The organism is Erythrobacter sp. QSSC1-22B, assembly GCF_001678665.1.
Lineage (GTDB): Bacteria > Pseudomonadota > Alphaproteobacteria > Sphingomonadales > Sphingomonadaceae > Qipengyuania.
Map to the genome: position 1 here is coordinate 179,157 of NZ_LZRP01000002.1, position 25,347 is coordinate 204,503.

The window sequence follows — 25,347 nt, forward strand, 5'->3', positions numbered from 1 at the left end:
TCAGCGGCAGACGCCCACGCGGCGCGCCTCGGCGGAGAACTGGAACGGCCTGCCCCCGGATATGCCTTGGCTCTCGACCTGGGCAAGCGTCGCGCTTTCGCGGCGTACGCTGGTGCGGCCGTAGCCATTGCCGCGGCATGTGTACTGCACCGTCACCTGGTTCGCGCTATTCTCAACCACCAAGCGATTGCAATTGGCGCCGCGGTGACGCAGCTGGATCAGCTCGGTGCCATCGCGGAGGCATATCCGCTGGCTGGGTTCGCCATCGCGAAACCGCAATTCCCATTGGCCGCGATCGAGCTCGCCGAACAAGGCGAGCTTGGCGTTCTGCGCGGCCGAAGGCGCCACAGCCATCGTCAACGCGCCGATGGTGGCGAAGCCTGCCAATGCCGTCAGGATAAATTTGCGCATATCACACCTCGATTGCGTGCCGAGACTAGCAGCGATGCCGCTGTCACCTTGCTTACCATAGATAGACCGTGCTTTGCCATCGATGAAACGATCAAGCCGCGATCGGAAACTTGCGCGAACAGAAGGCGCAATCGACCACGATCATGCCATCCTCGTCGCGCATCTCCTGGCGCTCGGTTTCCGGAAACCGCGTCAGTACGGACTGGTAGTGTTCCGCAGTGCAGCGGCAGCCGCGCGATATCTCCGCCCCCCTGTCCACACGAACCTCCTCTTCCTCGTGGAACAGCCGCCAGACGATGGCCTCGAGCGAGAGTTCGGGATCGAGCAATTCATCATGGCGCAGCGATCCCGCCATGACCGCGATATGCTCCCATTCGGGATGGTCGAGCCGGACATGCAGCCGCTCGCGGCCTTCCTCGCCATCGGCGAGATGCTGGACGAGCATTCCGGCGGCGCGCGAACCCTGCGGTCCGCTGGTCACCGAGGTGCGGATCAGCGTCGGCAGCTGTTCCGACTGGACGAAATAACCCTCGCAGGCGCGCGCCAGGCTGTCGCCCTCGAGCGGGACGATCCCCTGATAGCGGCCCCGACCATCGGTCATGTCGAAAGTCAGCGCGAGATAGGCCTTGCCGAACAGCGCAAACAGGGTCGGATTGGCACCGAGTTCGGCCAACGCCTCGGCGTCGAAATCGACATAGCCGCGCAGCGCACCGGCGCGATAATCGCACACGAACAGGTTCACCGCGCCGGTCTCGGTCTGCGCCTGCATGGTGACCTGCGAGCCGTCATCCTTGAGCAGGCTGCCGATCAGCGCGGTCAGCACCAGCGCTTCGGCGAGCAGATTGGCGATCGGCGGCGGATAGGCGTGGGCCGAGAGGATTTCATCGACGGTGCTGTCGAGCCGCACCAGCCGGCCGCGCGCGTCGCGCGAGGGAATGCTGAAGCCAAGCGTGCGCTCGGCATAGGTTTCTTCGGGGTCGATCATCCGCGCCATATGGGGCGCGGATGCTGCGCTTTTAAGGCCCTGTCGCGCCCGACCTGTCTCAGCCGGTCGCGAGCTTCCCGTGGCACCACAGCAGGATCGATTTCTGCGCGTGGATGCGGTTCTCGGCCTCGTCGAAGACGAGCGATTGCGCGCCTTCGAAGACCTCCTGCGAGACCTCCTCGCCGACATGGGCGGGCAGGCAATGCAGGAAACGCGCATCGGGCTTGGCCAGCGCCATCAGCGCCGCATCGACCTGGAACGGCGCCATCGCCGCGAGCTTGGCATCGGCGTGGTCCTGACCCATCGAGACCCAGGTATCGGTGACCACCACATCCGCCCCGCGCGCGGCTTCGGCTGCATCGCGCGTCACCGTGACCCGGCAGCCGGCAGCCCGCGCCATGGCGAGGAATTCGTCTTCGGGATCGTAGCCTTCGGGGGCGCCGACACGGATGTTGAATTTCATCAGCGCGGCCGCCTCGATCAGCGAATGGAGGACATTGTTGCCATCGCCCAGCCAGGCGAGCTCGAGCCCGGGGAGCGGCTTGCCGTGTTCGATCACGGTCAGCAGATCGGCGACGATCTGGCAGGGGTGCGAGCGATCGGTGAGCCCATTGATCACCGGCACACTCGCGTGCTCGGCCAGCGCCTGCGCCTTGGCGTGATCGTCGGTGCGGATCATGATCGCATCGACCATCCGGCTGAGCACGCGCGCGGTGTCGGCGATGCTCTCGCCCCGGCCGAGCTGCGTGGTCGCGGCATCGAGGATCAGCGCCGAACCGCCGAGCTGGCGCATGGCGATATCGAAGCTGACGCGGGTGCGGGTCGAATTCTTCTCGAAGATCATCCCCAGCACATGCCCCGCCAGCGGCGCATCGGCATCGGCCCGACCCTTGGGCCAGCCCGCCCGCGCCGCCTTGCGGTCCTGCGCATCGCCGATCATCGCGGCGATCGCATCCCCGCCCGCATCGGACAGGTCGAGGAAGCTCCGCACCGGCGAGGCTGCGCCAGAGGTGTCCCCGCCCGCCATCAAGCGGGCTCGGGCATGGTGAAGCTGGCCGCGCCGGCGGACAGCTTGTCGAAGAATTCATCGAATTCGGCATCGCCCGCCACCAGCGGCGGCAGGATGCGCAGCGTCTGGTCGCCCGCGGCCACGGTCATCAAATGGTGATTGTCGCGCAGGTGGACGAAGAAGGGGCGGCTTTCGATCTTCATCCGCAGGCCGAGCATCAGCCCCATCCCGCGCACGCAGTCGAACAGTTCAGGGTAATTGCCGATGAACTGTTCGAGCCGGGCGCGCAGCCGGTCGCCCTTTTCGGTAACCTCGGCGAGGAACGCCTCGTTGGCCACGGCATCCATCACCGCGGTGCCCGCCGCCATGCCGAGCGGGTTGCCGCCATAGGTCGAGCCATGGGTGCCGAAGGTCATCCCGCGTGCGGCCTTTTCGGTCGCGAGGCAGGCGCCGAGCGGGAAGCCGCCGCCGATCCCCTTGGCGGTGGCGAGGACATCGGGATCGACGCCGTAATGTTCATGCGCGTAGAATTTGCCGGTGCGCGCGACGCCGCACTGGACCTCGTCCAGCACCAGCATCAGATCGTGCTCGTCGGCGAGATCGCGCAGACCCTGCATGAAGGCCTGGCTGGCGGGGCGGATGCCGCCCTCGCCCTGGATCGGCTCGACCAGGAAGCCCGCAGTCCTGGGCCCGACCAGCGCGCGCACGGCCTCGAGATCGTCGAATTCGCAATAGACGAAGCCGGGCAGCAGCGGCTTGAAGCCCTTGTGCATCTTCTCCTGATTGGAGGCGCTGATCGTCGCCATGGTGCGCCCGTGGAAGGCGTTGGTGAAGGTGATCAACTCGGTGCGGTTGGCATCGCCATCTTCGTGCTGGTGATAGGCGCGCGCGGTCTTGATCGCGGTCTCGACCGCCTCGGCGCCCGAATTGGTGAAGAACACCGTATCGGCGAAGGTGAAGTCCACCAGCCGCTGCGCCAGCGCCTCGCCCTGAGGGCTGCCGTAGAGGTTGGAGACATGCATCAGCGTCTCGGCCTGGTGCTGGATGGCGCCGATCAGGCCTGCGTGGCTGTGCCCCAGCAGATTGACTGCAATGCCGCTGGCGAAATCGAGATAGCGCGTGCCGTCCTCGTCGATCAGATGGCAATGCTCGCCGCGCACGGGGCGGACACCGCAGCGGGGATAGACGGGCATCAGCGGTGTAATCGACATGGGACCTCCGGAGCAAGCGGGCGCGTTGAACTGGGAAAATGGGGCGAAAGGAAGGGCGGGCAAATGCAAATGGCGGCCCCGTGAGGGAACCGCCATTCACGTGTCCTTCGGCGTCTATTGAGTCGCGCGCGCCCGGTCAAACCGTGGCGGCGCGGCTCGCCTCATTCCGGGGCCGGAACGAGGTTTACCGCCGAATACTTGCCTCGTCGATCGACCTCGAGGTCGAACTCGTAACGCTGGCCTTCGTCGATCCCCGAAAGGCCCGAGCGTTCGACCGCGCTGATGTGAACGAAGGCGTCTGGCTGTCCGTCGTCGCGGGTGATGAAGCCGAAGCCCTTCATCGAGTTGAAGAACTTGACCGTCCCGCTCGCCTTGTCGCCGGTCAGCTCGCGCTTGGGCGGGCCGGCGTCGACCGGGGCTTCGACGACATCGCCGAGTATCTGGAGATCCTGCGCGGACACCTTGCCCCCGCGATCGACGAGGTTGAATTCCAGCTCCTGGCCTTCGCCAAGGCTTTCCAGCCCGGCACGTTCGACCGCGCTGATGTGGACGAACACGTCCTCACCGCCGCTATCCTGCTGGATGAAGCCGAAGCCCTTCGCCGCGTTGAAGAATTTGACCTTGCCCTTGCCGGTACCGACGACCTGGGCAGGCATGCGGCTGAAGCCGCCCGCACCGCCGGCGCCAGCGCCGCCGCCCGGTCCGCCGCGGCTGGGAGGGCCGCCGCCACCGCCGCCGCGGTAACCGCCGCCGGCGCCGCCCGAACCGCCGCGGTCATTGTTGAAGCCGCCCCGGTCACCACCGAAGCCGCCTCCAAAACCACCTGACGATCCGAATCCTTCCGACGGGCCGCCCATGGGCTCGAAACCGTCTTCTCCAAATCCGTCGCGCTTGTCCCGTCCCCGACGGCGGCCTCTATCGTAACCCATGATTCAAATCGTACCTTATCGCGCCGCCCCGCAGGTGAAACGCCGGATCGCGGGCCGCATGGCAATCCCGGCGCAAGCGGAATCCGATCATGATTCGTCGGAAAGTGCCGCCTATTACAACATCCTACATAGCCACAAATCGGCGGCCAAGCGAATGATTTAACGATAGGGGGTGGTTTGCCCTGCAGATATGACATTTTCGCATGCTGTTTCAGACGCGTATTCGCATCACGTTCATATTGCGAAATGCTTCGTGGCGCGGCAAAGGCGCGGGATGGACATACTCGCTCTGCTCTCCGATCCGGCCGCCTGGCTGGCACTGCTCACCCTGATCGCGCTCGAGGTAGTGCTGGGGATCGACAATTTGATCTTCATCGCGATCCTGTCGAACAAGCTGCCAGTGCACCAGCAGCAGCGCGCGCGGCGGATCGGGCTGATTCTGGCGCTGGTTATGCGCATCGGCCTGCTGATGCTGATCGGCTGGCTGGTAACGCTGCAGACCCCGCTGTTCGACCTCGGCATTCAGGGCCAGCCCGGCGCATACGGCGAGCCCAGCTTCGATACCGCCTTTTCCGGGCGCGACCTGATTCTGCTGACCGGCGGGCTGTTCCTGCTGTGGAAGGCGACCAAGGAAATCCACCATTCGATGGAGCCCGAAGACGATTCGGGCCATCTGCTCGACAAGACCCCCGGCGTTGCCAAGGCAGCGACCGCCACCTTCGGCGCGGTGATCGCACAGATCGTGGTGATCGACATGGTGTTCTCGGTCGATTCGATTCTCACCGCGGTGGGCATGACCGACCACATCCCGATCATGGTCACGGCGGTGGTTATCACCGTCGGCATCATGCTGGTGGCGGCCGATCCGCTGTCGCGCTTCATCGAGCACAATCCGACGCTGGTGATGCTGGCGCTGGCCTTCCTGGTGATGATCGGGGTGGTGCTGATTGCCGACGGCTTCGGCTTCCACGTACCCAAGGGCTATATCTACGCGGCGATGGGCTTCTCGGTCGGGGTGGAAATCCTGAACATCGTCCAGCGCAACCGTCGGCAAAAAAAACGCGAAGCCATGGAGGCAAGCGCATGAGCGAATTCAGGACACTTTCGGACACGGTCTTTGCCGCAGGCCAGATCGCGCCCGAAGATATCGCCCGCGCCGAGACGCAGGGTGTGACGCTGATCGTCAACAACCGGCCCGATGGCGAGGCCCCCGGTCAGCCGGACGGCGAATCGATCGAGGCCGCGGCGCGAGCCGCCGGGATCGACTATGTCGCGATTCCCGTCGATTCGTCGGGTTTCGACCAGGGTCGCATCGCGGCAATGCAGGCGGCGCTCGACAATGCGGAGGGCAAGGTGCTCGCCTATTGCCGCACGGGTACCCGTTCGACGCTGCTGTGGGCGCTGGCCGAAGCCCGCGGAGGACGCGACCCGGCGAGTATCGAGCGCGCCGCCGCCGGAGCGGGCTACGATCTCGCGCCGATCCACACCGCGCTGATCGAACTCGCCGAGCAGGCGCAGAAATAGGCTGGCAACGCCGCGCCTAGCGGCGAAAATCCAGCGGCGGGTCGCGATCCCCCAGCAACGAGCGGTAGACGTAGCCCGGCCCGCGCGAGGCATCGAATTCGGCCCGCGCCGCCTCACGCAGCTCCTCGTTCTGGAACAGCTCGACCGCCATCAGCGCCATCGATTTCGCCGCGACCTGCGCGCCCTTGGCGCCGATCGAATGGCCGCTTGCCGCGACCGCCTGCCAGCTGTGTGCGCTGGTGCCGGGCACCCAGCCTGCCGCGGTGACCCCCACGGTGGGGGTTGCCCATGAGACATCGCCGACATCGGTCGAGCCATAGCCCAGCGTCGTCTCGTAGGGCTGGATCTGGCTGGCGCTTTCCAGCGGCCGGGCCCGATCGCCGAAGCTCACCGCGATCTCTTCCGCCCAAGCGCGTTCTTCGGCCGTGTAGCTGACACCGCCGACCTCGCGCAGCTTGGCATCCATCATCCGCGCCAGCGACTGGTTGACCAGCAGCGGATTGTTGCCGTGGATGATCTCCCAGCTCACCTCGGTTCCTGTGCCCAGCGCCGCGCCCTCGGCTGCGGCTTCGAGCCGCTCCCACAGCGCGCGCACCTCGTCGGCCTCCGAATGGCGGACGTAAGAGAACACTTCGGCGCTGTCGGGGATGACATTGGGCGCCGAGCCGCCCTCGGTGATGACGTAGTGGATACGGGTGTTCATGCTGGTGTGCTCGCGCATCATGTTGACCATCATGTTCATCGCCTCGACCCCGTCGAGCGCCGAGCGCCCGCGTTCTGGGGCAGCAGCAGCATGGGCCGAGACGCCCTTGAAGCGGAACTTGGCCGAACGATTGGCGAGGCCGGTTCGAGCAGCGGCGCTGTTCTCGTCGGCGGCGTGCCAGTGGATCGCAGTGTCGACATCGTCGAACAGCCCGGCGCGCGCCATATAGACCTTGCCCGAGCCACCTTCTTCCGCAGGTGTACCGTAGAGCCGGATACGACCGGGTGTGCCGGTCGCCTCGAGCCAGCGCTTCACCGCGATCGCCGCGGTCAGCGAGCCGGCGCCGAACAAATTGTGACCGCAGGCGTGGCCCGCGTGCTTGTCCGCAACCGGGTCGCGCGTTGGCGAGGCGGATTGCGAGATCCCCGGCAGCGCATCGAATTCGGCGAGGATCGCGATCACCGGACCGCCCTCGCCCCACTCGCCGATGAAGGCGGTGGGGATTTCGGCGACACCCGGGGTGATGCTGAAGCCTTCCGCCGCCAGCTCGTCCTGCAGCAGCCGGGTCGAGCGGGTCTCGAGATAACCCAGCTCCGCCCAGTCCCATATTTGCTGCGCGACGCGGGCAGTGCGTTCGGCTTCGCCATCGACGATCGCGACCGGGTCGGCGGCCTGCGCATAAACCGGCAGGGCCAGCATGGGCTGGACGGCGAACAGGGCAAGACCTGCGAGACTGACGGATGGTTTCATGGTTCGGTTTCCCCCTGATATCGCCCCTGCTTGCCGCAATCGGCGCGCCATGCCAATCCGTGCGGCGATGGAAATTCCCCCGGCCCTGCTGCAGTTCGTCGGATCGCTTGCCGCGATCGTCGCTCTGGCGGCGCTGGCCTGGTGGCTCAAGCTGGGTCCGGCCAGGCGGCTGGAGAACGACGCCGACGCGCGCCGCGAAGCGAGTGAGGCGGTCGATGGCTTCGAGCCGGTCGAGATCGCAATCGACCGCGAAGGTCGCGCCGGGCTGTTGCGCGATGCCGGAGGGCAGATCTTGCTGCTGCGCCAGCACGGGACTCATTTCGCCGGGCGAGTGCTGACCCCGGCCGCGAGCGCGCGGATCGACACCGGCGCGCTGGTGGTCGATACTGCGGAAAAGCGCTATGGCGGGGTCCGGCTCGAGCTCGACGATCCATCGGTCTGGCTGCAGCATATCGAGAGTTTGAAGACCCACTGACATGCCCGAATTCGATCCCGTCACCTACGCCGTCCCGGTCTTCGTCCTGCTCGTGCTGGCGGAGATGGTCTGGGCGCGGCGCCAGCGCCCCGATGCCTACGAACCGCGCGACACGCTCACCAGCCTCGCCTTCGGGCTGGGCAGCACGGTTGCGGGCGTCGTCTTCGGCGGGGCGATCCTGGCCGCGGCGCTGTGGCTGTATGATTACCGGTTGTTCGATTTCGGCGACAGCTGGTGGGCGGTGTGGTGGGCCTGGCCGCTTGCCTTCGTGCTCGACGACCTGCTCTATTACGTGTTCCACCGCATGGCGCACCGGGTGCGCTGGTTCTGGGCGAGCCACGTCAACCACCATTCCAGCCAGCACTACAATCTCAGCACCGCGCTGCGGCAGACCTGGACGGGTTTCTTCGCGCTGTCCTTCGCCTTCAGCCTGCCGCTGATCCTGCTCGGCTTCCACCCGGCGATGATCGCGATCGTTTCGGGGTTCAACCTGATCTACCAGTTCTGGATTCACACCGAGGCGATCGGCCAGATGCCGCGCTGGTTCGAGGCGGTAATGAACACCCCCAGCCACCACCGCGTCCACCACGCCACCAACCCACGCTATCTCGACCGCAATTACGCTGGCGTCTTCATCGTCTGGGACCGGATGTTCGGCACCTTCGAGCAGGAACGCCCCGAGGAGGAGGCGATTCGCTACGGCATCGTCAAGCAGCTGGGCAGTTTCAACCTGGTGTGGGCGGTGTTCCACGAATGGGTCGGGATCGCGCAGGACGTGTGGCGCGCGCCGTGGCAGCACAAATTGTCCTACCTGCTGCGCGAGCCCGGCTGGAGCCACGATGGCAGCCGCGAAACCAGCGCCACGATCCGCGCCCGCTGGGAAGCGCGCCGCGGCGGAGCGACCGGCAAACCGGTTGCAGACGAAAACCCGATTGCCGGATCGGGCGAGGCTGCGTAACCTCTCCTGCGGAAGAGGAGAAATCATGGACGAATTCGATGTAATCGTGATCGGCGGGGGCAGCGGCGGCAGCGCGGCTGCCGGACGGCTGGCCGAAGCGGGCAAGAGCGTATGCCTGCTCGAAGCGGGGCCGCGCAACAACACCATGCTGGTCAAGACACCGGGCCTTATGCCGTTCCTGCGCCAAGGCTCGAACTATCGCTACGAGACGGTGCCCCAGAAGGGGCTGAACGGGCGGGTCGGCTACCAGCCGCGCGGTCGCGGCCTCGGCGGCTCCTCGGCGATCAACGCGATGATCTATATCCGCGGCCATAGCTGGGACTACGACCATTGGGCCGAGCTCGGCTGCAGCGGCTGGGCCTATGACGATGTGCTGCCCTATTTCAAACGCGCCGAGAGCAACGAGCAGGGCGCGGATGCCTTCCACGGTGGCGACGGGCCGCTGCATGTGTCGGATCAGCATTGGCCAAACCCGGGCAGTCAGGCTTTCGTCGAGGCGGCGACCCAGCTGCAATTGCCACACAATCGCGATTTCAACGGGGCGCGGCAGGAAGGCTTCGGCATCTATCAGGTCACGCAGAAGGACGGCGAACGCTGGTCCGCGGCGCGCGCCTATATCGAGCCCAAGCGCGGCAACCGCAATCTCGACGTCCGGATCGGGGTGACGGTCCAGAAGATCGAAATCGACGACGGAAGGGTGACCGGGGTCACCTATTCGGTCGGCGACAAGCAGCGCACGGTGCGCGCGCGCGGCGGCGTGGTGCTCTCGGCGGGCGCATTCAATTCGCCGCAGGTGCTGATGCTCTCCGGCGTCGGTCCCGGCGCGCACCTGTCGGAGCATGGCATCACGGTGAAGCGCGATTGCGGCGCCGTCGGCTCCGACCTGCAGGATCATGTCGACTACGTCTCGAGCTGGCAGACCGAAAGCACCGATTTCATCGGCGACAGTTTCGCGGGCACGGTACGGATGGCCAAGGCCATCATCGAGCACCGCCGCAAGCGGACCGGGATCATGACCACGCCCTATGCCGAGGCCGGCGGGTTCTGGAAGGTGATGGACGATGCGCCCGCGCCCGATGTGCAGTGGCATTTCGTGCCCGCCATGCTCGAGGACCACGGCCGGACCAAAGTGAAGGGCCACGGCTTTTCGCTCCATGCCTGCGTGCTGCGCCCCGAGAGCCGGGGAACGGTGCGGCTGGGTTCGCGCAATGCCGCCGACGCCCCGGTGATCGATCCCAATTTCCTCGACGACGACCGCGACATGGAGGTGCTGCGCAAGGGCGTGCGGCTGTCGCATCGCATCGTCGAGGCGCCGGCGCTGGCGCAATATGCGCCCGAGGATCGCTATCCGGTCGATCTCGACGACGATGCCGCGCTCGACAAGTTGATCCGCGATCGTGCCGACACCGTCTATCACCCGGTCGGCACCTGCCGGATGGGCGGCGACGCTGACAGCGTGGTCGATCCCCAGCTCAAGGTGCGCGGGATCGAAGGGTTGTGGGTGGCCGATGCCAGCATCATGCCACGGCTGATCGGGGGCAACACCAATGCCCCCAGCATCATGATCGGCGAACGCTGCGCCGATTTCGTCCAGGCAGAACTGGCCTAGCTGCCCGCACCGGCCTGACCCGGTGCCTTCCTCACGAAATGAAAAAAGGGGCCGGAACCTTCTGCAAGGTTCCGGCCCTTCGTAGTCGGTGTTCGCAGGAGGAACACTTTAGGGCGGGGGCGCCGAGAGGAGAGAGAGAAGCGCCCCCGCCAAACTTGATTACCCTGAGGTGCGAGTGAACTCCGGATAGGCTTCGATGCCGGTCTCGCCGATATCGAGGCCCGCCAGCTCTTCTTCTTCGCTTGGGCGCACCCCGACGGTGACCTTGATCGCGAACCAGACGATGGCGGAGAGCGCGCTGACGAAGACGCCGGTTGCGACCACGCCGGTGAGCTGTGCCAGGAAAGGCACCTCGGTGTTGGTCAGCGGCACCGCGAGCGTGCCCCAGATGCCGGCCACAAGGTGGACCGGAATGGCGCCGACGACGTCATCGATCTTGAGCTTGTCGAGGATCGGCACGAAGATCACCGGGAGCAGCCCGCCGATCCCGCCGATGACGATCGCCATCCCGACACTGGGTGTCAGCGGTTCGGCAGTGATCGCCACGAGCCCTGCCAGCGCGCCGTTGAGCGCCATGGTGGTGTCGGCCTTCTTGTAGCGCAATTGGGTGGCGATGATGGCGACGACCACACCGGCAGCAGCGGCCATGTTGGTGTTGACGAAGATCTTCGACACATCGGAGACATCGCCGATCGTACCCATCGCGAGCTGCGAGGCGCCGTTGAAGCCGAACCAGCCAAGCCACAGGATGAAGGTACCCAACGTGGCGAGCGGGATGCTCGAACCCGGGAACACAGCGACTTTGCCATCCTTGCCGTAGCGGCCCAGCCGCGGGCCGATGATCAGCACGCCCATCAGCGCCGCCCAGCCGCCGGTCGAGTGGACCAGGGTGGAACCGGCGAAATCGGAGAAGCCCATCGCATCGAGCCAGCCCGCGCCCCATTCCCAGCTGACGATCACCGGATAGATGAAGCCGGTCAGCACGGTGACGAAGATGAAGAAGGGCACCAGCTTGACCCGCTCGGCAACCGCGCCCGAGACGATCGAGGCGGTGGTGGCGCAGAACACCATCTGGAAGAACCAGTCGGAGGCAATCGAATAGCCGGTTTCGGTATCCGCCTCGCCGACGGCCTGCATCGCATAGGGGAAGTCGGCGATGCCGATAAATCCGCCTTCGAAGCCGGGATAGGCGATCGAATAGCCGACGACCCAGAACATCAGGCCGGCGATCGAATAGAGACCGATGTTCTTGAGGCACTGGACCGAAACGTTCTTCGACCGGACCAGGCCTGCCTCGAGCATCGCGAAGCCCGCCGCCATCCACATGACGAGAAAGCCGCCGATCAGGAACAGCAGCGTATTGAGAATGTAGGCCGTTCCCCCCGAAACGGCCTCGGCTGCGGCGAGCGCAACGGGATCGGCGACATCCTGCGCCAGGGCGGGTGCGGTCATTCCGACCCCGGCCAGCGCAAAGGCCGCCAGCGCCGGGGCGGCGGAGCGTGAAAGTGTGCGTTTCATGATGGTGTCCCCTCGGATCATAGCGCGGTGTCGCCGGTCTCGCCGGTGCGGATGCGGGTGGCGCTGGCAAGATCGAAGACGAAGATCTTCCCGTCCCCGATCGCCTCGGTGCTCGCGGTCTGCTGGATCGTTTCGATCACCTGCGGCGTGAGATCGTCGCTGGCAGCGATCTCGAGCTTCACCTTGGGCAGCATGTTGGTCGAATATTCGGCCCCGCGGTAAATCTCGGTCTGACCCTTCTGGCGTCCGAAGCCCTTGACTTCGGACACGGTCATTCCCGCGACCCCGATCGATCCGAGGGCTTCGCGCACCTCGTCGAGCTTGAACGGTTTGATGACGGCGATGATATATTTCACGCGGCCCCCCTGAGCTATCGCTGCCGGGCCCGTTCCCGGCGAAAGGAGGTTTGCAAAAGCTGTGCCAAAACCGAAATCGACGCAATATGGCGCCGAATGGACTAACCGGCCGGTAACTTTAGTTCAGGCGCTGCACATCTGGCAGGCGGCTGCTCAATTATTGGGCAGGTCCAGTTCCGCGTAGATGGGCAAGTGATCCGAAGCGACGCTCGCGAGCGGGCTGCGGTGGACGTGGGCATCGTGGCAGACCCAGCTGGGCGAAGTGACGATGCGGTCGAGCCGGGCGATCGGGCCGCGGCTGGGGAAGCTCGGCCCCGGCGAGATCGCCTGCCAGTCGTCGCCGAATTCGCGCATCGCGCCGTTGAACCGGCCCCACTGGTTGAAATCGCCGCCGATGATGGTCGGGCAATCCTCGTTGGTCTTGGCGACGAAATCGAGCAGCGCGCGCACCTGGTCGCGGCGGCGCAGGCCCGAGAGGTCGAGATGCGTGCCGATGATGCGGATATTGCGCCCCGCGATCCGGATCACCGCATTGGCGGCCCCGCGCGGTTCGAGCGTGGGCAGATGGAGCGCTTCGGCATCCTGCACCTCGCATTCGCGCCGCACCAGAATGGCGTTGCCGTGCCAGCCGATACTGCGCGGACGCCGGGCGACATCCACGACCTTCCAGGGGTAGTCGTCGAGCAGCGCGCGCGGCAGGACGCTCGCCCGGTCGCCGAAGCGCTGATCCGCCTCCTGCAGCACGATCACATCGGCATCAATCTCGCGCAGCACCGCCATGATCCGTTCGGGGTCACATTTGCGATCGCGGCCGATGGCCTTGTGGATGTTGTAGCTGGCGAAGGTAAGCCGCATCGGGCCTCAGAGAAAATCCGCCAGCGTCGCCATGAAACGGTCGAACTGGTCGTGGTGCAGCCAGTGCCCGGCCTTTTCGAATTCGATGACGCGCGCGGTTTTGAAATTGTCGAGCCGGCCGTCGCCTTCGGGGTTGGAGGCCCAGCTATCGGCACCATAGAGCAGCAGGGTGGGCGCAGCGATCGCCGCCCAGGTCTGGTGAAGGAATTCGTCGGCGATGTCCTCGACCGGCCAGACGTTGAGATGCGGGTCGAACTTCCAGGTGTAGGTGCCATCCTCGTTGCGGTTGACGCCGTGGATGGTCAGATGCCGGGCCTGCTCCTCGGTGAGGTAGGAGTTTTCCTCGATCATCCGCTGGAACGCGGTCTCGATGCTCTCGTATTTGCGCGGGCTGCGCGCTGAGGCGGCGCGCTTCTTGCCGATCCACTCGCGCTGGCGCTCGGGATAGGGGGTCTCGCGCATCTCCGCCTGGCGCTTGGGGCTGGGCCCGAGGCCTTCGATCGCGACGATCTTCGAGACCATGTCCGGGAAAGTGCCGGCATAGCGCAGCGAGACGTTGCCGCCCATCGAATGGCTGACGATGGTGACCGGTCCGACACCCAGCTGATGGATCAGCTGGGCCAGATCGTAGACCATATCGCTGGTCTGGTAATTGCCATCGTTGACCCAATCCGAATCGCCATGGCCGCGGTGGTCCATCGCGATGACGTGCCAGTCGTCGCGCAGCTTTTCGGCCACCCAGTCCCAGCTGCGTGCATGGTCGCGCCCGCCATGGACCAGCACCAGCGGCGGCTTGCCGCGCCCCTTCTCGCTTTGGTTGCCCCAGTCGACATAATGCAGCCGCAGCCGCTGCGAGATGAACGTTTGCGAAGTGGGTCCGGTGTGCGTCATGGGCGACCCCATGCCGCGAAGCCGACCGGCCTGCAAGTCAACGCTCCTTGGTCGCCGAAAAGGCGAGGCCCGGGTTCTTTTCTTCCTGGTAGCTCACATCCCACGGGCTCTTGGCCATGAACACCAGATCGCCATCGCGATCGCGCGCCAGGAGCGGGCGGTTGAACTTCTCGAAATCGTCGAGCGCCGCCTGCTCGCCCTTGAGCCAGCGCGCGGTCGAGAACGGCGCCATCTCCAGCCCCGCCTCGACCTTGTATTCGGCCGAGAGCCGCGAGACGAGCACCTCGAGCTGGAGCTGGCCGACCACGCCGACGATCCACTGCCCGCCGATCTCGGGGTAGAACACCTGGATCACGCCTTCCTCGGAAAGATCGTCGAGCGCCTTCCTGAGCTGCTTGGTCTTGGTCGGGTCCCTGAGCTGGACGCGACGCAGGATCTCCGGCGCGAAATTGGGCAGGCCGGTGAAACGCAGCTCGTTCTTCTCGGACAGCGTATCGCCCACGCGCAGCGTGCCGTGGTTGGGTATGCCGATGATGTCGCCGGCCTCTGCGGTGTCGGCGATCTCGCGATCCTGCGCGAAGAACAGGATCGGCGAATGGATCGCGATCGGCTTGCCCAGCCCCGAGGGCGTCAACTTCATGCCGCGTTTGAAGGTGCCCGACACCTGCCGCATGAAAGCGATCCGGTCGCGGTGATTGGGGTCCATATTGGCCTGGACCTTGAAGATGAAGCCGGTCACCTCGTCGCGATCGGGGCTGACCTGTTCGTCGCCCGCGGGCTGCGGGCGCGGCGGCGGAGCGATTTTGGCGATCGCGTCGATCAGTTCGGTGACGCCGAAATTCTTGAGCGCCGAGCCGAACAACACCGGGGTGAGATCGCCGTTGCGATAGGCTTCGAGGTCGAATTCCGGATAGCCGATCCGCGCGAGCTCGATCTCCTCGGCGAATAGAGCGGGGATTTCCGGGTCGCTGTCGCGCTTGCCCTGGAATTCCTTCGACGGCCCCTCGGGCCGGGCGACGCAACCGGTGGCGAAATCGAGTACGCCCTCGAACTGGCCGCCCATCCCCACCGGATACATCTGCGGCGAGACATCGAGCGCCAGCATGTCGGCGATCTCGTCGAGCAGCTCGAACACCGGACGGCCCTCGCGGTCGACCTTGTTGACGAAGGTGATGATCGGTACGCTGCGCAGGCGGCAGACCTCGAACAGCTTGCGGGTCTGCGGTTCGATGCCCTTGGCGGCGTCGATCACCATGATCGCCGAATCGACCGCGGTCAGCGTGCGATAGGTATCCTCCGAGAAATCCTCATGGCCGGGCGTATCGAGCAGGTTGAAGGTGATCCCGTCGCGCTCGAAGGTCATCACGCTCGAGGTGACCGAGATTCCGCGCTGCTGCTCGATCTTCATCCAGTCCGAGCGCGCGCGCCGCGCCTGCCCGCGCGCCTTGACCTCGCCCGCCAGATGGATCGCGCCGCCCTGCAGCAGCAGCTTTTCGGTCAGCGTGGTCTTGCCCGCATCGGGGTGCGAGATGATGGCGAAGGTGCGGCGGTTGGAGGTCATGATCTGTCTTACCGTTGGCGTTGTGGGCGATTACCCATTCGTGCTGAGAGGCGAACGGTGAAGCGCTAGGGCTCGCGGGCGATGCGGAAGCCGGCGTAGCTCTGGCTCACCGGCATCAGTTCGAGCGTGTTGATGTTGAGATGCGGCGGCAGTTCGGCAACCCAGCGGACGGTCTCGGCGATATCCGCAGCGGTCATCGGCTGCGCGCCGCCGTAGAGCTTTTCGTGCGCATCCTGATTGCCTCCGGTGCGCACCAGCGTGAATTCGGTCTCGACCATGCCCGGCTCGATTGCGGTGACGCGCACCCCGGTGCCATGCAGGTCCGAGCGCAGGCCCAGCGTGAACTGGCTGACGAAGGCCTTGGTCCCGCCATAGACGTTGCCGCCGGGATAGGGGTAATTCGCCGCGACCGAGGAGAGGTTGATCACCGCACCCTTGCGCGCGATCAGCCCCGGCAGCAGCTTGTGCGTGAGCGAGACCAGCGCGGTGACATTGGTCGCTATCATGGTCTTCCATTGCGCCAGATCGCTCTCCTGCGCGGGCGAGGTGCCGAGCGCGAGCCCGGCGTTGTTCACCAGCAGTTCGATCCCGGCAAACGCTTCGGGCAGTGCATCGAGCGCCGCATCGCGCGCGGCTTCGTCGGTGACGTCGAACGCTGCCGGGTGGACCTTGTCCGCGCCCAGCTCGTCGACCAGCGCCTGCAGCCGCTCTGCGCGCCGCCCCGTGGCGATGCAGCGCCAGCCGCCGGCGACCAGCGCGCGCACTGTGGCTTCGCCGATTCCGGCGGTGGCACCGGTGACGAGGGCGATCCGGCTCATGCCCGCAACTCCGCGCCGAGTTTGGCGGCAGCGGCGATCACCTTGTCGCAAATCGCCTTGATCTCCTCATCGGTGAAGCTTTTGTCGCCCGGCTGAAGGGTCACCTCGAGTGCCAGCGATTTATGGCCTTCTGGGACGCCCTGCCCGGTGAAGACATCGAACACCCGCGCGCCGACGATGGCCTGCTTGTCCGCACCGCCGACCGCGCGCAGCAGATCGCCCGCCGCGAGCGCGGTCGGAACGAGAAAGGCGAAGTCGCGCGTCACCGCCTGAAGCGCAGGCGGGGCATAGGCACGGCGCGCAAATGCCGGCTTGCCCTTCTTCGCGGGAATCGCGTCGAGGAAGATTTCGACCGCCATCACCGCCCCCTCGAGATCGAAGGCCTTGAGCGTCGCGGGATGCAGCGCGCCGAAGCGGGCCAGCACATTCTTGGGGCCGAGCCGCAGCGTGGCGGATTGTCCGGGGTGGAACTGGTCACCGGCTTCCCCCATCACCATCAGATTGGCTATGGGAGCGCCGGCGGCTTCGAGCAGCGCGAGCGCTTCGGCCTTGGCGTCGTAGGCATCGAACGGTGCCGCCTTGCCGCTGGACCAGCCGCGCGGCGCTTTGGCGCCCGCCAGCACCACACCCAGCGTCGCCCGCTCGTCGCTGGCGCCGTCCTTGCCGCGGAAGTAGCGGCGACCGATCTCGAACAGCCGCGATCCGCTGAGGCCGCGATCGGCATTGCGCGCGGCAGCGGCGAGCAATCCGGGCAACAGCGAGGGGCGCATCGCCTTCATGTCCTCGCTGATCGGGTTGTCGAGCACCCACAAGCGCTCACCATCCGCGAAATGCTCGGCCTGCGCGGTGGGGAGGAAGGACCAGGTCACCGCCTCGTTGAGCCCGCGTGCGGCGGCTGCGCGGCGCAGCTTGCGCTCGAGCTGCTGGGTGGGTGTAGCGGTCGGTCGCGCAACGCCCCATCCGTTTTCATTGGCCGGACGCGGCAGCGGCACGCTCGCCACCTTGTCGAGCCCGTGGATGCGGACCACTTCCTCGACCAGATCGGCAGGCCCCTCGATATCGTGGCGGCGCAGCGGCTCCGTGACCTGCCAGTCCTCCGCCACGGCGAAATCTAGCGCTTCGAGAATGCGGCGCTGCTCGTCCGGCGCCACCTCGACGCCGCCCAGCCGTGCGGTGAGCGCGGGATCGAAAGCGACACGCTTCGTCTTGGCGGGCGGCGCTCCGGCGCGGACCACATTGCTGGGCTCGCCGCCGCAGCAGGTCACAATCAGATCGGTCAGCAGCGCCAGCCCGTCGTCGAGAAAGGCCGGGTCGACCCCGCGCTCGAACCGCGTCCGGGCATCGCTGGCAAGACCCAGCCGGCGCCCGGTCACCCCGATCCGCTCGGGGTCGAAATAGGCGATCTCGAGCAGGACATCGGTGGTGCCCTCGCTTGCGCCCGAATGCGCACCGCCCATGATCCCCGCGATGTCGTGGACCCGGCTGTCGTCCGCGATCACCGTCATGGTGTCGCCCAGCATATAGGTCTTCTCGTTGAGCGCCTCGACCTGTTCGCCGTTGCGGGCGCGGCGCGCGACCATCGCGCCCGAGAGCGTGGCGAGGTCGTAGACATGCGCAGGTCGCCCGCAAGCGAGCATCAGGTAATTGGTGCAATCGACCAGCGCGCTGATCGGGCGCTGTCCGGCGGCCAGCAGGCGGCGCTGCATCCAATCGGGCGAACTGCCATTGGCGACCCCGCGAATGACGCGGCCGTAGAAGGCCGGGCAGCCCTCGGGATCCTCGGTGCGGATCTCGATCGGGCAGTCGTAACCGCCCTCGATCGCGGGCACCTCGACCGGCTTGAAGGTCCCAAGCCCGGCGGCGGCGAGATCGCGCGCAATCCCCATCACACCCATGCAATCGGGGCGGTTGGGGGTGATCGCGACATCGAACACCGGCGAGGCGGCGTGGTAGTCGGCAAAGCTCGCGCCCACGGGCGCATCCTCGGGCAGCTCGATGATGCCTTCGTGCGCGTCGCCCAGTTCGAGCTCGCGCACCGAGCACATCATGCCGTTGGATTCCTGCCCGCGGATCGCGCTCTTGCGCAGTTCCATCCCGTTGGACGGGACCACCGCGCCCGGCAGGCCGAGCACGCCCTTCATGCCCGCGCGCGCATTGGGCGCGCCGCAGACGACCTGGAGCGGCTGGCCGTCCCCGCTGTCGACGGTGAGCACCTGCAGCTTGTCGGCATCGGGATGCGGCGCGGCGGTCAGCACCTCGGCCACGCGGAAGCCCGCCAGCCGTTGCGCCGGATCCTCGATCCCCTCGACCTCGTGACCGACAGCGTTGAGCGCGGCGGCGATCTCGGCGGTCGAGGCCTCGGTTTCGAGGAAGTGGCTGAGCCATTCGAGCGAGAATTTCATGCGCGCGCTCCCACACCGCCGGAGAGGGTCGGCTGGTCGAAGGGCGAGAAGCCGTAATGCGCCAGCCAGCGCTGGTCGCCGTCGAAAAAGGCGCGCAAATCGTCCATCCCGTATTTGAGCATCGCCAGCCGATCGACCCCGACCCCGAAGGCGAAGCCCTGCCATTCTTGCGGATCGAGCCCGGCGAATTCGATGACGCGGGCGTTGACCATCCCGCTGCCGAGCAGTTCCATCCAGCCATGGCCGGGCGCATCGCCATCGCCGCCGAGCGCGCGGCGACCGTCGACATCGCGCCAGCCGACATCGACCTCGACGCTGGGTTCGGTGAAGGGAAAGTAGCTCGGGCGCAGCCGCAGCACGATATCCTCGCGCTCGAAGAACGCCTTGAGGAAGGTCTCGAGCGTCCATTTGAGATGGCCGAGATGGATGTCGCGATCGATCACCAGCCCCTCGATCTGGTGGAACATCGGGGTGTGGGTCGCATCGCTGTCGGAGCGATAGACCCGGCCCGGCGCAATCAGCCGGATCGGCGCGCCCTGCTCCACCATCGCGCGGATCTGCACCGGCGAGGTGTGGGTTCGCAGCAGCATGCGCCTTTTCTCGCCTACCGCTTCGCTACTTGAGGCGGGAATCGTCACCGCATCCGATTCCGGGAAGTAGAAAGTATCGTGCATCGCGCGCGCGGGATGGGTTTCGGCCATGTTGAGCGCGGTGAAATTGTGCCAGTCGTCCTCGATCTCGGGGCCGGTGGCGACCGAGAAGCCCAGATCGGCGAAGATCTCGGCGAGCTCGTCCATCACCTGGCTGACCGGGTGGACCGAACCGGCGGGGGCCTCGGGCGCGGGCAGCGTCAAATCCAGCACCTCGGTCGCCAGCCGCCGCTCGAGCTCCGCCGCCTCGATCGTCGCCTTGCGCTCGTCGAGCGCTTCGGAGATGCGCGTGCGCATGCCCTGCAGCCGCGGCCCTTCGACCTGGCGCTCCTCGGGGCTCATCTTGCCCAGCGTCTTCATCAGCTGGTTGAGCCAGCCCTGCTTGCCCAGCGCCTCGACCCGGATCGCCTCGATCCCGGCCAGATCCTGGGTGCCGTGAAGCCGCTCAAGCGTGGCGGCGATTTTTTGCTCGTTGTCGCTGGTCATATCGGGGGCTCGCTAGCCGAAAGGCGGACAAAGAAAAAGCGCCAACCCCGGGAGGGGCGGCGCTCTTTCTTTATGCGGTTGCAACGATTCAGGCGGGAAGCGCGCCCTTGGCCTGCTTGATGATCGCACCGAAGGCGGCGCTTTCTTTCATGGCGAGGTCGGCCATGACCTTGCGATCCAATTCAATGCCGGCAAGCTTAACGCCGTGCATGAACTGCGAATAGGTCAGGCCTTCGGCGCGGACCGCCGCGTTGATGCGCTGGATCCACAGGGCGCGGAAGTTGCGCTTCTTAACCTTGCGGTCGCGATAGGCGTATTGGCCGGCCTTTTCGACCGCCTGACGCGCAATGCGAATGGTGTTCTTGCGACGACCGCGATAGCCCTTGGCCTGGTCGAGGAGCCGCTTGTGCTTCTGGCGTGTGGTCACGCCGCGTTTGATGCGAGGCATATCTCTTTCTCCTTAAAGCGGGGGCTCAGCCGAGCCCGTAGGGGGCCCATTTCTTCACCGCAGCCCAATCGGCCTTGGAAAGAAGCTTGGTCCCGCGCTGTTGGCGGATATACTTCGCATTGTGGCTCATCAGCCGGTGGCGCTTGCCCGCGACACCGTGCTTGACCTTGCCGGTGGCGGTGATTTTGAAGCGTTTCTTCACACCGCTCTTGGTCTTCAGCTTGGGCATTTTCATCTCCTGTGCAGAGACACGTCGAACCAGCCCTGGCAGCCCTTGTCGCCAGGCCGGCACATGAATCACGTGTCGTTGAAGCCCGCGCACATACCCTTTTTGCCCGCAAAGGCAAGCATCAGAAGTGGCTGAGGTAGCCGCCGTCGACCGCCAGCGTCTGTCCGGTGACGTAGCTGGCGGCGGGCGAGGCAAGGAAGACGACCGCGCCGGCGATCTCCTCGGGCTGGCCCCAGCGCCCCAGCGATGTCCGCCGCGCGAGATGCGCCGCCACCTCGGGATCCGCGACCATCGCAGCGTTCGCCTCGGTCGCGAAATAGCCCGGCGCGACCGCGTTGACGGTGATCCCGCTACCGCCCAGTTCCGCCGCCAGCGCGCGGGTCAGCGCGGCGAGCCCGCCCTTGCTGGCGGTGTAAAGCGGATCGCCGCGCGCGATATCGGCGGCGATCGAGGTGATGTTGACGATCCGCCCATAGCCGCGCGCCTGCATCAGCGGCGCGGCGCGGCGCGCCAGGTCGAAGGGGGCGACCAGATTGGTGTCGAGCAGCGCGCTCATGTCGCTGCGGCCAAGCTGCGCCAGCGGGCGCCGGTCGCGCTGGCCGACATTGTTGACCAGAATATCGAGACCGCCCTCGTCCGCAATCCGCGCGAAAGCCGATTCGCACGCCGAATCGGCGCCGATGTCGAATGGCAGGATTCGCGCGTTGGGGCCGATGTCCCGCGCCGCCGCCGCCAGCGCATCCTCGTCGCGGCCGTTGAGCCAGACGCTCGCCCCGCTCTCTGCGAGCCCGCGCGCGATCGCGAAACCGAGGCCCCGCGCCGCTCCGGTCACCAGCGCGGTGCGATTGTCCAGAGGTGCGGCCAGGGTCATGTCAGTGCTCGTAGATCATCTTCTTTGTCATGCCACCGTCGATGTTGAGGTGCTGGCCGGTCACGAAGCCCGCATGATGCAGATAGGCGACCGCCTCGGCGATATCCTCGCAGCGCCCGATCCGGCCGACCGGGTGCTGATCGCGGTCGCGCGGGCGATGATCGGGCACGCTGCTCTGGCCGGTCTTCTGCCATGGGCCGGTCTCGATCCACCCCGGACGGATGGCGTTGACCCGGATGGCCGGGCCTAGCGAGACCGCCATGGCATGGGTCAGCGTGTCGAGCCCGCCCTTCGCAGCGGCATAGGCGAAGCTTTCGGGCTCGCTCATCACGGCGCGGGTCGAAGAGATGTTGACGATGCTCGCCTTCCGGCTGCGTTCGAGTAGCGGCACTGCCGCGCGGCTGCACAGAAAAGCCGCGGTCAGGCTGGCATCGATCCATCGCTGCCAATCCGAGAGCGAGAGGTCGGCGAGCGGCCCGCAATAGGGGTCGGCGATGCCGGAATTGTTGACGAGGCAATCGAGCGCGTCCTCGTCCAGCCATTCCTCGATGCGGGCGAAGGCGCGGGCGACCTCGCCTTCTTTGCCGACATCGCAGGTGAGCAGCAGCGCTTCGGAAGCGGGGAGTGCCGCGCGCAATTCGGCGAGCGCTTCGGCATCCTTGTCCAGCCCGGCAACGCGCCAGCCGAGGCCGTGAAAATGGAGGAGAGTGGCACGGCCGATGCCGTTGCCTGCGCCGGTGACGAGGATGGTGGTCATGCCGCGCAAACGAACCGCAGCGCGCTCAGTGCCCGTGGTCGTGGCCTTGCGCGTTGGCCCGCCCCATCGCCTCGAGCACATCCTCGAGCCGTGCCGGTTCGCCCAGCGCCAGCACGCGGCCGTCGCTGGCGGCGTGGAGCGGTTCGCCCGACCAGTCGCACATCACTCCGCCCGCGCCCTCGACGATCGGGACCAGCGCGGCGAAATCGAACAGCTGGAGACCGGCCTCGCAGATCACATCGAGATGGCCCGAGGCGAGCAGCCCGTAATTGTAGCAATCGCCGCCATAGACGATCATGCCCTGCCGCTTGTCCTGCGCCACCGCCTGCGCGAGCGCCATGTAGTCATCGGCTTCCTCGCTGGAGAAATAATGCGGGCTGCTGGTGGCGAGCACCGCATCGGCCAGGCTGCGGCAGCCGCGGGTGCGGGCGACCTTGCCATTGAAGGTCGTATCGTGGCCGATCCGCCCGACCCAGCGCTCCCTCGCGATCGGCTGGTCGATTACGCCCAGCACCGGAAAGCCGCCCTCCATCAGCGAAATCAACGTGCCGAAGATCGGGCGCCCGGCCATGAAGCTGATGGTTCCGTCGATCGGGTCGAGCACCCATTGGCGCACCGCGCCTTCGTTGCGGGTTCCGTATTCTTCGCCGATGATGCCGTCATCGGGCCGTTCGACCTCGAGGATCGCGCGCATCGCGGCTTCGGCGGCGCGATCGACCTCGGTCACCGGCGAGGAATCGCCCTTGCGTTCGTCGGTCCAGGATCCGCGGAACAGCGGCCGGATCGCTTCGCCCGCGGCATCGGCAAGCCGATTGGCGAGCGCGAGATCGGCGCTGCTCGCCATCTCAGTCGAACAGGCTGGAAACGCTGCTTTCGTCGGCGATGCGGCGCACCGCCTCGCCGACCAGCGGAGCGATGGTGAGAATGCGCACGCGATCGGAATCGAGCACATCGTCGGTCGGACGGATCGTGTCGGTGATGACCAGTTCCTTGAGCGCCGATTTGTTGATCCGCGCCACCGCCCCGCCCGAAAGAACGCCATGGCTGATATAGGCGGCGACGCTCGCGGCGCCCTGCGCGAGCAAGGCTTCGGCCGCATTGCAGAGCGTTCCACCCGAATCGACGATATCGTCGATCATGATGCAGTGCCGCCCCTTCACATCGCCGATGATGTTCATCACCTCGCTCTCGCCCGGGCGATCGCGGCGCTTGTCGACGATCGCGAGCGGCGCGTTGTCGAGCCGTTTGGCCAGCGCGCGAGCACGGACCACGCCGCCGACATCGGGGCTCACCACCATCAGGTCCTCATCGCCGTAGCGCGCCTGGATATCCGCTGCCATCACCGGCGCAGCATAGAGATTGTCGGTCGGAATATCGAAGAAGCCCTGGATCTGCGCGGCGTGCAGATCGACCGCCAGCACGCGGCTGGCGCCGGCCTCGGTAATCAGATTGGCGACCAGCTTGGCCGAGATCGGGGTCCGCGGACCGGGCTTGCGGTCCTGACGGGCGTAACCGAAATAGGGCACCACAGCGGTGATCCGCTTGGCCGAGGCGCGGCGCAGCGCATCGATGCAGATCAGCAATTCCATCAGATTGTCGTTGGCGGGATAGCTGGTCGACTGGACCACGAAGACATCCTCGCCGCGCACGTTCTCGTGAATCTCGACGAAGATTTCCTCGTCGGCGAAACGGCGGACACCGGCATCGACCAGCGGCATTTCGAGATAGGCCGCGATCGCCCGGGCGAGCGGCAGGTTCGAATTGGCGGCCATGATTTTCATGCGAACGAATCCCTGTCAGCGCGTCGCGCAACGGCCTAGCCGAGCGTCACGCGATTGCAACACGCCGCAGTCCGGTTTCCGGCAAGTTCCGAGGGTTATGAGCGGAAGAACTACGCGCCCAGGCCCTGGTTAGCGCACCTTGTGCTCGCCCTTGATCCAGCGCACGGTGCCGCTGCTGGCGCGCATCACGACGCTCTCGGTCGTCATCAGCCCGCCACGGCGGCGCTTGACCCCGGCGAGCAGCGACCCGTCGGTCACGCCCGTCGCGGCGAAGATGCAGTCGCCGCGCGCGAGCTCCTCGAGCTTGTAGATGCGGTCGAACTCCTCGTCGGGGATGCCCAGCTTGCGCGCGCGGCCCTTCTCTTCCTCGTTACGGAACACGAGCCGGCCGTTGAACTGGCCGCCGACACAGCGCAGCGCGGCTGCCGCGAGCACGCCTTCCGGGGCGCCGCCCTGCCCCATATACATGTCGATGGTGGTGTCCTCGTCGGTGACCGCGATAACCGCCGCGACATCGCCATCGTCGATCAGCACCACGCCGCAGCCCAGCGCGCGCAATTCGGCGATGAGATCGGTGTGGCGCGGCCGGTCGAGAACGCAGACGATGATCTCGGACGGTTCGACGCCCTTGGCCTTGGCCACCGCGCGAACATTGTCGCTGGGCGATTTGGCGAGATCGATGATGCCTTCGGGATAGCCGGGGCCAACCGCCAGCTTGTCCATATAGGTATCGGGCGCGTTGAGCAGGTCGCCTTCCTTGGCGGCCGCCAGCACCGCGAGGGCATTGGCGCCGGCCTTGGCGGTGATCGTGGTGCCTTCGAGCGGGTCGAGCGCGATATCGATCTTGGGTCCCTTGCCCGGAGCGCCGCCAACCTTTTCGCCGATATAGAGCATCGGCGCCTCGTCGCGCTCGCCCTCGCCAATCACGACGGTGCCATCCATATAGAGCTCGTCGAAGGCCTTGCGCATGGCCTCGACCGCCGCAGCATCGGCGGCCTTCTCATCGCCGCGCCCGACAAGCTTCGACGCGGCGACCGCAGCGGCCTCGGTGACGCGGACCATTTCGAGGACGAGAATACGGTCGAGCGGGTTGTCGGCGGGCAGGTTCATAGTCGGTTCAGTCCCCAGAGCGAGTTTGGTGCCGGATAGACAGGGAGCAT

Annotated in this window: 26 protein-coding genes; 5 read left to right on the forward strand and 21 right to left on the reverse strand. The window is 66.2% G+C overall.

What is annotated here, in order from left to right; translation table 11 throughout:
• The 5 genes from A9995_RS04650 to A9995_RS17580 all read right to left on the reverse strand — a co-directional run bounded on the left by A9995_RS04650 (position 1) and on the right by A9995_RS17580 (position 4,545).
• On the reverse strand, positions 1-411 hold the full coding sequence (locus tag A9995_RS04650; RefSeq protein ID WP_145916807.1) for a DUF3617 family protein: 411 nt from the start codon (positions 409-411) through the stop codon (positions 1-3).
• A 91-nt stretch (positions 412-502) separates the two neighbouring features.
• Complete coding sequence (locus A9995_RS04655; RefSeq protein WP_067610324.1) at positions 503-1,396, reverse strand: Hsp33 family molecular chaperone HslO; 894 nt, start codon at positions 1,394-1,396, stop codon at positions 503-505.
• Positions 1,397-1,454: 58 nt separating this feature from the next.
• Entirely contained in the window at positions 1,455-2,423 is a 969-nt protein-coding gene (gene argF, locus A9995_RS04660; protein WP_067609837.1) for an ornithine carbamoyltransferase, read from the reverse strand.
• Entirely contained in the window at positions 2,423-3,616 is a 1,194-nt protein-coding gene (locus tag A9995_RS04665) for an aspartate aminotransferase family protein (protein WP_067609839.1), read from the reverse strand. The genes argF and A9995_RS04665 overlap by 1 nt, the downstream gene beginning before the upstream one ends.
• A 161-nt stretch (positions 3,617-3,777) precedes the next feature.
• Positions 3,778-4,545 (reverse strand): cold-shock protein, encoded by a 768-nt coding sequence (locus A9995_RS17580; RefSeq protein WP_067609841.1) that lies wholly within the window; start codon positions 4,543-4,545, stop codon positions 3,778-3,780.
• A gap of 274 nt (positions 4,546-4,819) precedes the next feature.
• Between A9995_RS17580 and A9995_RS04675 the strand changes: the two genes are divergently transcribed.
• Together A9995_RS04675 and A9995_RS04680 are read left to right on the forward strand one after the other, a co-directional pair.
• On the forward strand, positions 4,820-5,632 hold the full coding sequence (locus A9995_RS04675; RefSeq protein ID WP_067609842.1) for a TerC family protein: 813 nt from the start codon (positions 4,820-4,822) through the stop codon (positions 5,630-5,632).
• Positions 5,629-6,069 (forward strand): TIGR01244 family sulfur transferase, encoded by a 441-nt coding sequence (locus A9995_RS04680; RefSeq protein WP_067609844.1) that lies wholly within the window; start codon positions 5,629-5,631, stop codon positions 6,067-6,069. Before A9995_RS04675 ends, A9995_RS04680 begins: the two co-directional genes overlap by 4 nt.
• A gap of 16 nt (positions 6,070-6,085) precedes the next feature.
• Here A9995_RS04680 and A9995_RS04685 read toward each other — a convergent pair whose 3' ends face one another.
• The gene (locus tag A9995_RS04685) at positions 6,086-7,522 is read right to left on the reverse strand and encodes an amidohydrolase (protein WP_067609845.1); all 1,437 of its coding nucleotides are present in this window, start codon (positions 7,520-7,522) and stop codon (positions 6,086-6,088) included.
• A gap of 49 nt (positions 7,523-7,571) precedes the next feature.
• On the opposite strand from A9995_RS04685, the gene A9995_RS04690 reads away from it, so the two are divergent.
• From A9995_RS04690 to A9995_RS04700, 3 genes are read left to right on the forward strand one after another with little or no spacing between them, the layout of a single operon-like run.
• A complete protein-coding gene (locus A9995_RS04690) occupies positions 7,572-7,997 on the forward strand; it encodes a hypothetical protein (RefSeq protein WP_233998084.1) in 426 nt (141 codons plus the stop codon).
• Position 7,998: 1 nt separating this feature from the next.
• Positions 7,999-8,955 (forward strand): sterol desaturase family protein, encoded by a 957-nt coding sequence (locus A9995_RS04695; protein WP_067609847.1) that lies wholly within the window; start codon positions 7,999-8,001, stop codon positions 8,953-8,955.
• 25 nt (positions 8,956-8,980) lie between these two features.
• Positions 8,981-10,564, forward strand: coding sequence for a GMC family oxidoreductase (locus A9995_RS04700; RefSeq protein WP_067609848.1), 1,584 nt, complete (start codon positions 8,981-8,983; stop codon positions 10,562-10,564).
• Positions 10,565-10,723: 159 nt separating this feature from the next.
• Here A9995_RS04700 and A9995_RS04705 read toward each other — a convergent pair whose 3' ends face one another.
• The 15 genes from A9995_RS04705 to glpX form a co-directional block, all read right to left on the reverse strand.
• The gene (locus A9995_RS04705) at positions 10,724-12,082 is read right to left on the reverse strand and encodes an ammonium transporter (protein WP_067609849.1); all 1,359 of its coding nucleotides are present in this window, start codon (positions 12,080-12,082) and stop codon (positions 10,724-10,726) included.
• 17 nt (positions 12,083-12,099) lie between these two features.
• Positions 12,100-12,438, reverse strand: a complete 339-nt coding sequence (locus A9995_RS04710) for a P-II family nitrogen regulator (protein ID WP_067609850.1) — start codon at positions 12,436-12,438, stop codon at positions 12,100-12,102.
• Positions 12,439-12,591: 153 nt separating this feature from the next.
• Positions 12,592-13,293: an endonuclease/exonuclease/phosphatase family protein gene (locus A9995_RS04715; protein WP_067609852.1), complete on the reverse strand. Its 702-nt coding sequence runs from the start codon at positions 13,291-13,293 to the stop codon at positions 12,592-12,594.
• Between the two features lie 6 nt (positions 13,294-13,299).
• Positions 13,300-14,184, reverse strand: coding sequence for an alpha/beta fold hydrolase (locus A9995_RS04720; RefSeq protein ID WP_067609853.1), 885 nt, complete (start codon positions 14,182-14,184; stop codon positions 13,300-13,302).
• Between the two features lie 37 nt (positions 14,185-14,221).
• Entirely contained in the window at positions 14,222-15,745 is a 1,524-nt protein-coding gene (locus A9995_RS04725) for a peptide chain release factor 3 (RefSeq protein ID WP_067609855.1), read from the reverse strand.
• Between the two features lie 65 nt (positions 15,746-15,810).
• Positions 15,811-16,563, reverse strand: a complete 753-nt coding sequence (locus tag A9995_RS04730) for an SDR family NAD(P)-dependent oxidoreductase (RefSeq protein WP_067609857.1) — start codon at positions 16,561-16,563, stop codon at positions 15,811-15,813.
• A complete protein-coding gene (pheT, locus tag A9995_RS04735; protein WP_067609859.1) occupies positions 16,560-18,965 on the reverse strand; it encodes a phenylalanine--tRNA ligase subunit beta in 2,406 nt (801 codons plus the stop codon). The genes A9995_RS04730 and pheT overlap by 4 nt, the downstream gene beginning before the upstream one ends.
• Positions 18,962-20,101, reverse strand: a complete 1,140-nt coding sequence (pheS, locus tag A9995_RS04740) for a phenylalanine--tRNA ligase subunit alpha (protein WP_067609861.1) — start codon at positions 20,099-20,101, stop codon at positions 18,962-18,964. The genes pheT and pheS overlap by 4 nt, the downstream gene beginning before the upstream one ends.
• A gap of 88 nt (positions 20,102-20,189) precedes the next feature.
• A complete protein-coding gene (rplT, locus tag A9995_RS04745; protein ID WP_067609863.1) occupies positions 20,190-20,549 on the reverse strand; it encodes a 50S ribosomal protein L20 in 360 nt (119 codons plus the stop codon).
• Between the two features lie 25 nt (positions 20,550-20,574).
• Entirely contained in the window at positions 20,575-20,778 is a 204-nt protein-coding gene (rpmI, locus tag A9995_RS04750; protein ID WP_067610326.1) for a 50S ribosomal protein L35, read from the reverse strand.
• A 121-nt stretch (positions 20,779-20,899) separates the two neighbouring features.
• Entirely contained in the window at positions 20,900-21,649 is a 750-nt protein-coding gene (locus A9995_RS04755) for an SDR family oxidoreductase (protein WP_067609865.1), read from the reverse strand.
• A 1-nt stretch (position 21,650) separates the two neighbouring features.
• On the reverse strand, positions 21,651-22,406 hold the full coding sequence (locus A9995_RS04760) for an SDR family NAD(P)-dependent oxidoreductase (protein ID WP_067609867.1): 756 nt from the start codon (positions 22,404-22,406) through the stop codon (positions 21,651-21,653).
• Positions 22,407-22,431: 25 nt separating this feature from the next.
• Positions 22,432-23,250, reverse strand: coding sequence for an inositol monophosphatase family protein (locus A9995_RS04765; protein WP_067609869.1), 819 nt, complete (start codon positions 23,248-23,250; stop codon positions 22,432-22,434).
• 1 nt (position 23,251) lies between these two features.
• Positions 23,252-24,187, reverse strand: coding sequence for a ribose-phosphate pyrophosphokinase (locus tag A9995_RS04770; protein ID WP_067609870.1), 936 nt, complete (start codon positions 24,185-24,187; stop codon positions 23,252-23,254).
• Between the two features lie 129 nt (positions 24,188-24,316).
• The gene (gene glpX, locus A9995_RS04775) at positions 24,317-25,297 is read right to left on the reverse strand and encodes a class II fructose-bisphosphatase (RefSeq protein ID WP_067609873.1); all 981 of its coding nucleotides are present in this window, start codon (positions 25,295-25,297) and stop codon (positions 24,317-24,319) included.
• Positions 25,298-25,347 lie beyond the last annotated feature (50 nt).

Bases quoted from the DNA above. Each gene is read 5' to 3' on its own strand.
- A9995_RS04650 (WP_145916807.1), bottom strand. From the start codon at position 411: ATGCGCAAATTTATCCTGACGGCATTGGCAGGCTTCGCCACCATCGGC.
- glpX (WP_067609873.1), bottom strand. From the start codon at position 25,297: ATGAACCTGCCCGCCGACAACCCGCTCGACCGTATTCTCGTCCTCGAA.
- A9995_RS04665 (WP_067609839.1), bottom strand. From the start codon at position 3,616: ATGTCGATTACACCGCTGATGCCCGTCTATCCCCGCTGCGGTGTCCGC.
- A9995_RS04725 (WP_067609855.1), bottom strand. From the start codon at position 15,745: ATGACCTCCAACCGCCGCACCTTCGCCATCATCTCGCACCCCGATGCG.
- A9995_RS04760 (WP_067609867.1), bottom strand. From the start codon at position 22,406: ATGACCACCATCCTCGTCACCGGCGCAGGCAACGGCATCGGCCGTGCC.
- A9995_RS04765 (WP_067609869.1), bottom strand. From the start codon at position 23,250: ATGGCGAGCAGCGCCGATCTCGCGCTCGCCAATCGGCTTGCCGATGCC.
- A9995_RS04715 (WP_067609852.1), bottom strand. From the start codon at position 13,293: ATGCGGCTTACCTTCGCCAGCTACAACATCCACAAGGCCATCGGCCGC.
- A9995_RS04685 (WP_067609845.1), bottom strand. From the start codon at position 7,522: ATGAAACCATCCGTCAGTCTCGCAGGTCTTGCCCTGTTCGCCGTCCAG.
- A9995_RS17580 (WP_067609841.1), bottom strand. From the start codon at position 4,545: ATGGGTTACGATAGAGGCCGCCGTCGGGGACGGGACAAGCGCGACGGA.
- A9995_RS04695 (WP_067609847.1), top strand. From the start codon at position 7,999: ATGCCCGAATTCGATCCCGTCACCTACGCCGTCCCGGTCTTCGTCCTG.
- A9995_RS04700 (WP_067609848.1), top strand. From the start codon at position 8,981: ATGGACGAATTCGATGTAATCGTGATCGGCGGGGGCAGCGGCGGCAGC.
- A9995_RS04755 (WP_067609865.1), bottom strand. From the start codon at position 21,649: ATGACCCTGGCCGCACCTCTGGACAATCGCACCGCGCTGGTGACCGGA.
- A9995_RS04720 (WP_067609853.1), bottom strand. From the start codon at position 14,184: ATGACGCACACCGGACCCACTTCGCAAACGTTCATCTCGCAGCGGCTG.
- A9995_RS04705 (WP_067609849.1), bottom strand. From the start codon at position 12,082: ATGAAACGCACACTTTCACGCTCCGCCGCCCCGGCGCTGGCGGCCTTT.
- A9995_RS04730 (WP_067609857.1), bottom strand. From the start codon at position 16,563: ATGAGCCGGATCGCCCTCGTCACCGGTGCCACCGCCGGAATCGGCGAA.
- A9995_RS04655 (WP_067610324.1), bottom strand. From the start codon at position 1,396: ATGATCGACCCCGAAGAAACCTATGCCGAGCGCACGCTTGGCTTCAGC.
- A9995_RS04690 (WP_233998084.1), top strand. From the start codon at position 7,572: ATGCCAATCCGTGCGGCGATGGAAATTCCCCCGGCCCTGCTGCAGTTC.
- rplT (WP_067609863.1), bottom strand. From the start codon at position 20,549: ATGCCTCGCATCAAACGCGGCGTGACCACACGCCAGAAGCACAAGCGG.
- A9995_RS04680 (WP_067609844.1), top strand. From the start codon at position 5,629: ATGAGCGAATTCAGGACACTTTCGGACACGGTCTTTGCCGCAGGCCAG.
- A9995_RS04770 (WP_067609870.1), bottom strand. From the start codon at position 24,187: ATGAAAATCATGGCCGCCAATTCGAACCTGCCGCTCGCCCGGGCGATC.
- pheS (WP_067609861.1), bottom strand. From the start codon at position 20,101: ATGACCAGCGACAACGAGCAAAAAATCGCCGCCACGCTTGAGCGGCTT.
- argF (WP_067609837.1), bottom strand. From the start codon at position 2,423: ATGGCGGGCGGGGACACCTCTGGCGCAGCCTCGCCGGTGCGGAGCTTC.
- A9995_RS04675 (WP_067609842.1), top strand. From the start codon at position 4,820: ATGGACATACTCGCTCTGCTCTCCGATCCGGCCGCCTGGCTGGCACTG.
- pheT (WP_067609859.1), bottom strand. From the start codon at position 18,965: ATGAAATTCTCGCTCGAATGGCTCAGCCACTTCCTCGAAACCGAGGCC.
- rpmI (WP_067610326.1), bottom strand. From the start codon at position 20,778: ATGCCCAAGCTGAAGACCAAGAGCGGTGTGAAGAAACGCTTCAAAATC.